General features: G+C 51.4%; 10 protein-coding genes. 6 read left to right on the top strand and 4 right to left on the bottom strand.

Translation table 11 applies throughout. The features are described 5' to 3' along the window. Positions 1-265 precede the first annotated feature (265 nt). Both P2G53_RS14055 and P2G53_RS14050 read left to right on the top strand, forming a co-directional pair. A complete protein-coding gene (locus P2G53_RS14055; RefSeq protein ID WP_275818354.1) occupies positions 266-949 on the top strand; it encodes a hypothetical protein in 684 nt (227 codons plus the stop codon). Positions 950-1,004: 55 nt separating this feature from the next. Beyond that, positions 1,005-1,658, top strand: coding sequence for a hypothetical protein (locus P2G53_RS14050; RefSeq protein WP_275818352.1), 654 nt, complete (start codon positions 1,005-1,007; stop codon positions 1,656-1,658). A gap of 221 nt (positions 1,659-1,879) precedes the next feature. Here P2G53_RS14050 and ahpF read toward each other — a convergent pair whose 3' ends face one another. From ahpF to trmH, 4 genes are all read right to left on the bottom strand, one after another. Continuing rightward, positions 1,880-3,454: an alkyl hydroperoxide reductase subunit F gene (ahpF, locus tag P2G53_RS14045; protein ID WP_275818350.1), complete on the bottom strand. Its 1,575-nt coding sequence runs from the start codon at positions 3,452-3,454 to the stop codon at positions 1,880-1,882. A 71-nt stretch (positions 3,455-3,525) separates the two neighbouring features. Continuing rightward, positions 3,526-4,095: an alkyl hydroperoxide reductase subunit C gene (gene ahpC / locus P2G53_RS14040; RefSeq protein ID WP_275818347.1), complete on the bottom strand. Its 570-nt coding sequence runs from the start codon at positions 4,093-4,095 to the stop codon at positions 3,526-3,528. 131 nt (positions 4,096-4,226) lie between these two features. Then, positions 4,227-5,408 (bottom strand): L-2-hydroxyglutarate oxidase, encoded by a 1,182-nt coding sequence (gene lhgO / locus P2G53_RS14035; RefSeq protein WP_275818356.1) that lies wholly within the window; start codon positions 5,406-5,408, stop codon positions 4,227-4,229. Positions 5,409-5,497: 89 nt separating this feature from the next. Continuing rightward, positions 5,498-6,214 (bottom strand): tRNA (guanosine(18)-2'-O)-methyltransferase TrmH, encoded by a 717-nt coding sequence (trmH, locus tag P2G53_RS14030; RefSeq protein WP_275818345.1) that lies wholly within the window; start codon positions 6,212-6,214, stop codon positions 5,498-5,500. A 116-nt stretch (positions 6,215-6,330) separates the two neighbouring features. Here trmH and P2G53_RS14025 point away from each other — a divergent pair, with 116 nt between their 5' ends. The 4 genes from P2G53_RS14025 to P2G53_RS14010 all read left to right on the top strand — a co-directional run bounded on the left by P2G53_RS14025 (position 6,331) and on the right by P2G53_RS14010 (position 9,968). Further along, positions 6,331-7,200, top strand: coding sequence for a prephenate dehydratase (locus P2G53_RS14025; RefSeq protein WP_275818343.1), 870 nt, complete (start codon positions 6,331-6,333; stop codon positions 7,198-7,200). A gap of 350 nt (positions 7,201-7,550) precedes the next feature. Next, positions 7,551-7,877 (top strand): metalloregulator ArsR/SmtB family transcription factor, encoded by a 327-nt coding sequence (locus tag P2G53_RS14020; protein ID WP_275818341.1) that lies wholly within the window; start codon positions 7,551-7,553, stop codon positions 7,875-7,877. An 18-nt stretch (positions 7,878-7,895) separates the two neighbouring features. Next, positions 7,896-8,921 carry an ACR3 family arsenite efflux transporter gene (arsB, locus tag P2G53_RS14015; RefSeq protein WP_275818339.1) on the top strand — a complete coding sequence of 342 codons (1,026 nt, stop codon included), beginning with the start codon at positions 7,896-7,898 and terminating at the stop codon, positions 8,919-8,921. Between the two features lie 30 nt (positions 8,922-8,951). Continuing rightward, complete coding sequence (locus tag P2G53_RS14010) at positions 8,952-9,968, top strand: ArsJ-associated glyceraldehyde-3-phosphate dehydrogenase (RefSeq protein WP_275818337.1); 1,017 nt, start codon at positions 8,952-8,954, stop codon at positions 9,966-9,968. Positions 9,969-9,970 lie beyond the last annotated feature (2 nt).

The following is a 9,970-nucleotide window of genomic DNA, read 5'->3' as shown; positions in this document are numbered from 1 at the left end:
TATATCCAGCATTTCTATAATCGAATTCGACTGCACTCCAGTTTAAATTACCTGAGCCCGGTCGAATATGAAGCCGTTACGGCGTGAGCAGCGAAGGTGTCCGTTTTATCGGGGGAAGATCACGCTGTAGGCGCGGGTTCTTTTGGCGTTATGAGCTTCAATGTAGGCAGTAATATTGAACTTTATAAGTAAGTACATATTAAAAGCTTTGCTGGATAAGCCTGCTCCTGACCGTATACCTAGGAGCGGAGAAAAGGCACTTTCAGTGGACTGCAACGTTATCTATTTTCGCTCGCCTAATAAAAGCTGGACGCTACTGTGTGATGAAGTACTACCTGAAGGGGTTACCGGCAAATATTGGTCCTATGGTGAGGAATTTGGGCGCGTATCAATTCCCTTCTATCTGATGGGCGACTATGAGCTAGATATTACCCATTTTTATGGGCGCCACGATCTTCGTTACGGGTCTATTCCTCAATATTTTTGGGAGGGTATAGTTCCTATTGATAAAACAAAGATCTTAATTGGAAAGGGAAGTCAGTTCCTTTTTAATAAGAAAGAGCTGGTACGGTCAGAGCGAATAGAAGTTCTCAAAATTATTCTAGAAAAAGAGCTTGATCAAAGGCAGTACGAAATTAGCTCGGTAGCACTTTCCTCGCTACTTTACACAGAAAAATGGGTTTTTCATCCTGATAAGTCACGCCAACAAAGATATAACGATTTGTTGTTGCGTTCACTTCATGAAAGTGGCGACCTAGAAAAAACTAAGTACGGTTTCAGGCTGTCCTCTAAGGCATTAGTGACCATCGCTCGGTACGAAGAAGACCAGAAGAAGCATCGCGAAAACATCTCTCAAGCAAATTCAATGAAGTGGCTAACCCTTGCATTAATATTCGTTGGCCTCATTCAGGCTTTAGTAACCTTTTGTGGGCAGAATGCGTGCTCATAACAAAGCCAAGCACAGCGACGGCACGTATATAACCTAGCTTTTCAATGAGGTTCAGATGAATGATACAGAGAAATCTGCTCACATTTTGGTAAGAAGGCTTAATTACCTACTGGAGCGCTTAGAAGCTGAGTTTTTTCATATACACCCAAATCTTGAAGAAAACGGAAAGACTACGAGCTTGGCTCTTACTTCAATCCTTAATGAAGCACTGAATCTACATGAAGCTGCCTTTCACTCTGGAGAGTTCTGGCCTGAAATAACAGAATGGGGAAACGGCCAAGATTGGAAGTGGGAAAAAATAAAAGTGCGGTTTACATATTGGCCCGTGTTGGTGGTGATAAACCCGTTTTCAGTCGATTTAAAGGGCAAAATTAACATATCAGGAAGAGCTGAGAACAACTCGACAAAGCACCAAGGTGAGCTGGCTTCGTTAGAATCTGCTTTATTCGCGTGTGCAGCTGCGTGGTTTATAGTGTTAGAAAAGGCTAGAGAAGCAGAAGTATTTTTGGGAACCAGTGAAGCTGATGACTTAATGAAGCTATTCGACTGTTACGATTTAATTAACATCAGTCAGTCAGCATATGGGCTTAAAATTTCTAGGCCTCTTGCTAATCGTGTGGAGTATCCGGCTGTGCGTGGTTCTTCCGAAATACCCCTAGCGAAAGATGCCTTTGAAAAGCGTATAGATTTTTGGAAATTTATACGATGAGCATAACAATGCTGGTCACTATACCTAACCAGTTGTGTTGCGGCTGGACTTCCTTCCGCTGCGCTCCAAACCAGCCGCAAATACAGGGGTTAACCCCACCACCGACATAAAAAAAATCATTCAACCAGAAAATCGTTCGTTCACCTGCTCGTTGATGCTGTAGTCCAGCCAGATTTTTCTGCACCCAAAACAAAACTCCCGGCCTAAGCCGGGGGTGTGAATCAGGCGGCAACCTCTTCGGTTTCCGGCACCGAGGTGCGGATCAGATGATCGAATGCGGCCAGTGATGCGGTCGCTCCGGTTCCCATGGCGATGATGATCTGCTTGTAGGGCACTGTGGTGACATCCCCGGCGGCAAATACACCCGGCATCGAGGTCTGACCCCGACTGTCGATTCCGATCTCGCCGTAACGGGACAGTTCTAACGTGCCCTTCAGCCACTCCGCATTGGGTACCAGACCGATCTGCACAAAGATACCCGCCAGAGAGATCTGATGGGACTCGCCTGTAACGCGGTCGGTGTACTGCAGGCCGGTCACACGCTGGCCATCACCCAGCACTTCGGTGGTCTGCGCCTGTTTGATAATGCTGATGTTCGCCATGGACCGCGCCTTACGCACCAGCACTTCATCGGCGCGCAACACATCACTGAACTCCAGCACGGTAACGTGCTCAACAATACCCGCCAGATCAATTGCGGCTTCAATGCCGGAGTTACCACCACCAATCACCGCCACCTTTTTGCCTTTAAACAGCGGCCCGTCACAGTGTGGGCAGTAGGCCACGCCCTTGCCGCGGTACTCTCTCTCACCCGGCACATTCATTTCACGCCAGCGGGCACCGGTGGCCAGAATCACGGAACGGCTTTTCAGGCTGACACCGCTCTCCAGTTCAACTTCCAGAAACTCTTTTTTCTGCAAACTGACGGCACGCTGGTCATTCACCAGATCCACATCGTAATCCAGAACATGCTGTTCAAGACCCGCCACCAGTTTGGGGCCTTCAGTGGCTTTGACCGAGATAAAGTTTTCAATCGCCATGGTGTCCATCACCTGACCGCCAAAACGCTCGGCTACCACACCGGTGCGAATCCCTTTACGTGCTGCATAGATCGCTGCAGCAGCGCCCGCAGGTCCACCACCCACCACCAGCACATCGTAGGGTTCTTTGTCTGCCAGTGCTGCGGCCTGACGTTTAGCTGCACCGGTATCTACCTTATTGAGAATCTCAGCCAGACTCATCCGGCCCTGACCAAACAGTTCACCGTTCAGGTAGACAGACGGCACCGCCATGATATTGCGATCATTCACCTCATCCTGAAACAGGGCACCGTCGATCATGGTGTGGCTGATATTCGGATTCAGCACCGCCATCAGATTCAGTGCCTGAACCACATCCGGGCAGTTCTGGCAGGAGAGTGAAATGTAGGTTTCAAACTTCATCTCACCCTGCAGACCACGGATCTGCTCCAGAGTGGCTTCATCCGCCTTCGGTGGATGACCACCGGACTGCAACAGCGCCAGGATCAATGAAGTGAACTCATGGCCCATTGGAATACCCGCAAAGGCAATACGCGGGGTTTTACCCTGAGCACCAATCGCCATCTGCGGCGCACGCCCGGTTGGGGCGGCATCTACTTCCAGCGCAATTTTGCTGCTCAGATTCGCGATCTCTTCTGACAGGGTCTGTAACTCCTGTCCTTTTGCACTGTTGTGCGCGGACACAGTAACCGTAATCGGATTGACGATTTTCTGCAGGTAAGTGTCCAGCTGTTGTTTCAGAGTGTTATCTAACATGATCAAATCCTGAGTGGTTACCGGTCAAAAAAAGGCCCCGAGACCGGGGCCAGGGTCTTTCTTGCTGGAAATCAGATTTTGCCGACCAGATCCAGAGAAGGTGCCAGGGTTGCTTCACCCTCTTTCCACTTGGCCGGGCAGACTTCACCCGGGTGAGAGGCAACATACTGGGCTGCTTTCAGTTTACGGATCAGGTCAGTGGCTTCACGGCCAATGCCTTCTGCCGTCACTTCTACCGCCTGAATGATGCCTTCCGGATCGATTACGAAGGTGGCACGGTTAGCCAGGCCCTGATCTTCACGCATCGCACCGAAGTTGCGGGTGATGGTGCCGGTCGGATCGCCAATCATGGTGTACTGGATCTTACCGATGGTGTCGGACGCGTCGTGCCATGCTTTGTGGGTGAAGTGGGTATCCGTGGATACGGAGTAGATCTCTACACCCATCTTCTGGAATTCAGCGTAGTTATCCGCCAAGTCGCCCAGTTCGGTTGGGCAGACAAAGGTGAAATCGGCTGGGTAGAAAAACACCACTGACCATTTACCTTTCAGGTTTTCATCAGACACTTCGATGAATTCACCACGCTTAAATGCAGAGGCTTTAAAAGGTTTGATTTCAGTGTTGATCAAAGACTGTGACATGTATCTATCTCCTGTGAGCGCTATAAATCGTTTCAACAGGAGCTAGATTAAGAGAATTTATTAGATTTCAGAAATTAATAGTTTCTAGAGTGTCGATTGGTTTTTTTTATGGACCTTAGGTGATCCAGTACTTACTCAATCATCTTTTCCAGACGCTCAATAATATGACGACCAATCGGCAGTGCCGAAGTAGCCGCAGGTGAAGGTGCATTACACACCACCAGCGCCCGTGCAGTCTCTGTAAACAGGAAGTCATCCACCGCCGTGCCATCTTTGCGTACCGCCTGCGCCCGGATGCCCGATGGATAGGGCTGCAGATCATCCACGGTAAGTTGAGGACAGTATTTATGCACCAAACCCAGATAGCCCCGTTTGGAGAGCGAGTTTTTCAGTTCCACCAGGCTGGCACGGAAATTTTTCAGCACCAGCCGAAAGGTGCCGCGATAGGTCAGGATACGAAACGCCTCTGACAGGCTGAACATCCCTTTTTCATAACCCTCACGATGCAATGCCAGTACCGCATTGGGTCCCACAGTGACGCTGCCATCGATCATGCGGGTCAGATGGACACCCAGAAATGGCAGGTCAGGATTGGGAATCGGATAGATTAGATGATTGACGATCTGATTATGCTCAGGCGCCAGACGGTAGTATTCACCCCGAAATGGAATGATTCTGAAATCAGGTTCATAACCAAGCATCCACACCAGTCGATCGGCATGTAATCCGGCACAGGCCACCATATAACGGGCCTGATAACGTTCATCACCGCAGTAGGCTGTCACCCGGTCGTGAAACTGCTCCAGGCGCACCACGCGACGACCATATTGGACAGTGCCACCCGCTTGCGTAAAGAGCTGGGCCAGTGTGTTGGTAATCTGCTGGTAATCGACAATGCCGGTGGAGGGTACAAAGATCGCACCTAAGCCTGTGATATTCGGTTCACGTGCGGCCAGTGCAGCCTGATCCAGTACCTCTATCGGGATCTCATTTTCCTCACAGCGCTGGATCAATGCCTGCATCCGGACAAGTTCATCTTCTGTGGTCGCTACCAGCAGTTTGCCGCACTCATCGAATGGGATGCCGTGTTCCCGACAGAAAGCCTTGGTTTCGGCATTACCCTGCTTGCAAAAACGGGCTTTAAGACTGCCCGGGGTGTAATAAACCCCGGCATGGATGACACCGGAGTTGCGTCCGGTCTGATGGGTGGCCAGTGCCGTTTCTTTTTCTAATACCAGGATGGCAGCATCGGGATAACGCTGCTGCAGTTGCCAGGCAGTGGAAAGACCTAAAATCCCGCCACCGATGATCATGAAGTCATACAAGGTTTTCTGGTTAGTCACTGGCGCGTCCTGAACGGGATTTGCATCGATTGTGAAGGTTTTACCGCGTTTGTAAAGCTTCAGACCGGCTCATTCGACCAGTCATACCGCTCAGCCGTGCCGGTCTGAACCCGCTGATGCCACTGCGGTGCATCCACTAGTTCCCCCTCAGCGTTGTAGGGCGGGTATGCCAAACCGTTATCCCGGCAGAACTGCGCCAACTCCCGATGATCCCACTCAAACAGACATCGCTGCATCTCGGCATCACTCAAGCTGGGTCGGTCATAACAACCGGCCAATGCGCGCTGGTGTTGGGCTTCTGCCAGAATAATGCCCGCCGCAGTGGACACATTCAGCGATTGCACCGCCCCGAGCATTGGAATCACCACGTGCACATCCGCCAGTTCTGCGGCGCGTTCACTGACACCAAATTTTTCCGCCCCCATCAGCAGAGCGCAGGGCTGGGTGTAATCAAATTCACGATAAGAGATGGCCTGTTCGGAAAAATGCGCCGCCACCAGGGTCATGCCCTGCTGTTTGATCTGCTCATAGGCCGACTGGAAATTTTCATGCTGCTGACATTTTACGTAACGATCGCTGCCGCGGGCCGTACCCCGATAGTTACGGTAGCCGACTTCGGGTACCACGGTATGGATCAGATGAATGCCGACCGCATCAGCATTGCGCATCAGGGCGGAGAGGTTACGGGGTTTGCTGACCTGATCAGCAATAATGGTCAGATCGGTTTGACGGCGTTGCAAAAGCAGACGCAAGGTTTCCAGGCGTTGCGGAGTCATCGTTACAGGGCATTCATTGTGGAAAACCGGCAGTATACCCCAGACGCACCAGATGTCGCCCCGCGCGACCCGCCTGTGCCATAATAGGCGCCTGATTTTATCGTGAAGAACACAACATGACTGACCTACCCGCAATCATCGCGTATCAGGGCGTACCCGGCGCCTACTCTCACCTCTCATGCCGAACTGCGTATCCGGAACTGGAACCGTTTGCCTGCAGCACATTTTCCGATGCAATGTTTATGGTGGAGCGAGGGGAAGCCCGCCTGGCGATGATCCCGCTGGAAAACTCAACCGCCGGTCGTGTTGAAGAGATCTACCGGCTGATGCCGCAAAGCAAGCTGCACATTGTCGGCGAGCATTTTGAACCGGTAAATCACTGCCTGCTGGGCCTGCCCAACAGTGAGCTGAGTACACTGAAATCGGTCTCATCGCACCCTCAGGCGCTGGCGCAGTGTCTGCAGCACACCACAGATCTGGGCCTCAATGCCATTGCCAGTCTGGATACGGCCGGTGCCGCTGAACAACTCAGTCAGAGTGGTGATATTACCCAGGCAGCCATCGCATCGAGTCTGGCAGCTGAGCTCTATGGTCTGAAAATACTGCGGGAAAATTTTCAGGATAAAACCGGGAATACCACTCGCTTCCTGATCCTTTCGCGGGACAGCCATATGCCGGTTCTCGAGCCCGGTGTGCGCTACATGACTTCACTTATGTTTACCGTACGCAACATCCCTGCCGCGCTGTACAAAGCACTGGGCGGATTTGCCACAAACGGGGTCAACATGCTCAAGCTTGAGAGTTATATGGCCTCTGACACCATGCAGGTGTCCAGTTTCCATCTGGATATTGAAGGTCACCCGCACGAAAAAGCGATGCAGTATGCCCTGCAGGAGCTGGACTTTTTTGCCAAAGAGGTCCGTATTCTGGGCACCTACCCCTGGCACCCTTTCCGGCTGCAGCGTGATCAGATCATTGAAGAATAAGGCCCGCGAGGGCCTTTTTTATTGCCCAAAAGCGATAGTATTCACTTAGCAACAAAAACTATACCAAAGTATAAATTAGCAAACCCTTTTTTAACACAAAAGTTTCATATTGCATTGCACAACAAAACTGGATACTAAACGGGCACTTAAGTTTTGATCGCTTTGGACATGTCGCGGTTTGAAACTCATCTGCATCCCATCTTCAACTCTGGCATCGCCACGAGTTAACGCATTTTTACCCCTCTTTCAGAGGGGTTTTTTTATTAAATTTTCGTGACTTACCAAATCTGCATTTACAGATAAAGTAAGGTTCAACTAATGTATATGCAAATACGTATATGTGAATAAGCATGACCGAATTCAACACCGATATTTTTAAGGCACTGTCAGACGAAACACGCCTGAAAATCATGTTGCTATTGCAAAATGGCGACCCTATGTGTGTCTGCGACCTGACAGACCGGCTGGAATTAAGCCAGCCCAAAATTTCGCGTCATCTGGCGTTACTGCGTGGTGCAAATCTGCTGCAGGATGAACGCAAAGGTCAGTGGGTCTATTACTGCTTACACCCGGACCTGCCTGACTGGGTGCATCAGGTGCTTGATGCCACTGCTCTGGGTCATCAGGACTGGCTTGCACAACAACGATTACAGCCTGTAAATAGCAACTGCTGTTAATAAAAAAGGGGAAAACAGATGGGTGTCTTTGAGCGGTTTTTAAGTCTGTGGGTAGCTCTGTGCATTCTTGCCGGGGTGCTGCTAGGCAACCTGTTGCCCGATGTTTTTTCTGTGATCGCCCGACTGGAGTTCGCCCACGTTAATCTGGTGGTAGCGGTTTTTATCTGGGTAATGATCTACCCGATGATGGTGCAGATTGATTTCAGTGCCGTTAAAGATGTTGGCAAACGCCCCCGGGGGCTACTTCTGACCCTGACCATCAACTGGTTAATTAAACCTTTCAGCATGGCCGCCCTCGGTTGGTTATTTTTCAGAGTCTTTTTTGCCGGCTGGATCGAACCGGATACAGCGACCGAGTACATTGCCGGCATGATCCTGCTCGGCGTAGCTCCCTGCACCGCCATGGTGTTTGTCTGGAGCCAACTGACCAAAGGAGACCCCAACTACACGCTGGTTCAGGTATCGGTTAATGACATCATCATGATCTTCGCCTTTGCCCCGCTGGCTGCCCTGCTGCTGGGTGTAACGGATATCGCTGTGCCCTGGGAAACGCTGCTGCTGTCGGTGCTGCTGTATGTCGCTCTGCCTCTGGCCGCGGGTGTCTGGACACGCAAATTGCTGGGTGGAAAAGAGACCGGTCAGCTGACACGGTTTTTACAACGTCTGAAACCCTGGTCTGTGCTGGGTCTGCTGGCGACTGTGGTGCTGCTGTTTGGCTTTCAGGCTCAGACCATTCTCAACCAGCCCTTCAACATCGCCCTGATTGCCATCCCGTTGCTGATACAGACCTACGGCATATTTGTGCTGGCTTATCTTGCCGCCTACTGGCTGCGCCTGCCCCATCAGATCGCCGCCCCTGCCTGTCTGATCGGCACCTCAAATTTCTTCGAGCTGGCCGTAGCGGTGGCGATTTCACTGTTTGGCCTGCACTCAGGTGCAGCGCTGGCCACCGTAGTGGGCGTACTGGTTGAGGTGCCGGTGATGCTGTCACTGGTCAGCATTGCTAATCGCACCCGGCACTGGTTTCCACAAACCGAACACTAATCACCCCTATTCAGAGAGTTAACAGATCAGATGAGTATCAAGATTGGTATCAATGGCTTTGGCCGCATGGGACGCCTGACCATGCGGGCAATCTTCGAGCAGACCGATATCGAGATCGTACAGATCAATGATCCGGCAGGCGATGCTGAAACCCTGGCCCACCTGCTGAATTTCGACTCCGTGCATGGCCGCTGGCAGCATGAAGCCACTGCCTCGGCAGGCAACATGATGATCGCTGATCAGACCATTGCGGTCACAGCCAATAAGAGCATCAATGAGACCGACTGGTCCGGTTGCGACCTGGTGATTGAAGCCTCGGGCAAGATGAAAACCAAAGCCCTGTTGCAGGCCTATCTGGATCAGGGTGTAAAACGGGTGGTGGTCACCGCGCCAGTCAAAGAGGACGGTGTACTCAACGTGGTGATGGGGGTCAACGATGCCGATTACGATCCGGCACTGTATCCCATTGTGACGGCGGCATCCTGCACCACCAACTGCCTGGCACCTTTAGTCAAAGTGATCCATGAAAAACTGGGTATTCGTCATGGCAGCATGACCACCATTCACGATATTACCAACACCCAGTCCATTCTGGATGCGCCCCATAAGGACCTGCGCCGGGCACGGGCCTGTGGTATGAGCCTGATTCCCACCACCACCGGTTCTGCCACAGCCATCACCCATATTTTCCCGGAGTTAAAGGGCAAGCTGAATGGCCATGCGGTGCGAGTACCTCTGGCCAATGCCTCGCTGACCGACTGTGTGTTTGAAGTGGAAAGAAACACCACCGCTGAAGAGGTAAATGCGTTGCTCAAGGCGGCTGCGGAAAATGAATTGAAAGATATTCTGGGTTACGAGACCCGCCCGCTAGTGTCCATCGATTATAAAACCGACCCGCGCTCCAGCGTGATTGATGCGCTGTCCACCATGGTGGTTAACGGCACTCAGGTAAAAATATATGCCTGGTACGACAACGAGTGGGGCTATGCCAACCGAACGGCAGAGCTGGCGCTGAAGGTTGCCCGTCTGGACAAAAACGGTCACTGACG

The sequence above is a fragment of the Neptuniibacter sp. CAU 1671 genome, from assembly GCF_029222905.1.
In the GTDB taxonomy this organism is placed as follows: Bacteria; Pseudomonadota; Gammaproteobacteria; order Pseudomonadales; family Balneatricaceae; genus Neptuniibacter.
The sequence above is the reverse complement of the archived record's forward strand: the minus strand, read 5'-3'. Positions and strand labels throughout refer to the sequence as shown.

What these genes read in the sequence shown, in the direction of transcription:
- P2G53_RS14020 (WP_275818341.1), top strand. Translation starts at nt 7,551, where the DNA reads ATGACCGAATTCAACACCGATATTTTTAAGGCACTGTCAGACGAAACA.
- P2G53_RS14050 (WP_275818352.1), top strand. Translation starts at nt 1,005, where the DNA reads ATGAATGATACAGAGAAATCTGCTCACATTTTGGTAAGAAGGCTTAAT.
- trmH (WP_275818345.1), bottom strand. Translation starts at nt 6,214, where the DNA reads ATGACTCCGCAACGCCTGGAAACCTTGCGTCTGCTTTTGCAACGCCGT.
- ahpC (WP_275818347.1), bottom strand. Translation starts at nt 4,095, where the DNA reads ATGTCACAGTCTTTGATCAACACTGAAATCAAACCTTTTAAAGCCTCT.
- P2G53_RS14025 (WP_275818343.1), top strand. Translation starts at nt 6,331, where the DNA reads ATGACTGACCTACCCGCAATCATCGCGTATCAGGGCGTACCCGGCGCC.
- lhgO (WP_275818356.1), bottom strand. Translation starts at nt 5,408, where the DNA reads ATGATCATCGGTGGCGGGATTTTAGGTCTTTCCACTGCCTGGCAACTG.
- arsB (WP_275818339.1), top strand. Translation starts at nt 7,896, where the DNA reads ATGGGTGTCTTTGAGCGGTTTTTAAGTCTGTGGGTAGCTCTGTGCATT.
- P2G53_RS14010 (WP_275818337.1), top strand. Translation starts at nt 8,952, where the DNA reads ATGAGTATCAAGATTGGTATCAATGGCTTTGGCCGCATGGGACGCCTG.
- ahpF (WP_275818350.1), bottom strand. Translation starts at nt 3,454, where the DNA reads ATGTTAGATAACACTCTGAAACAACAGCTGGACACTTACCTGCAGAAA.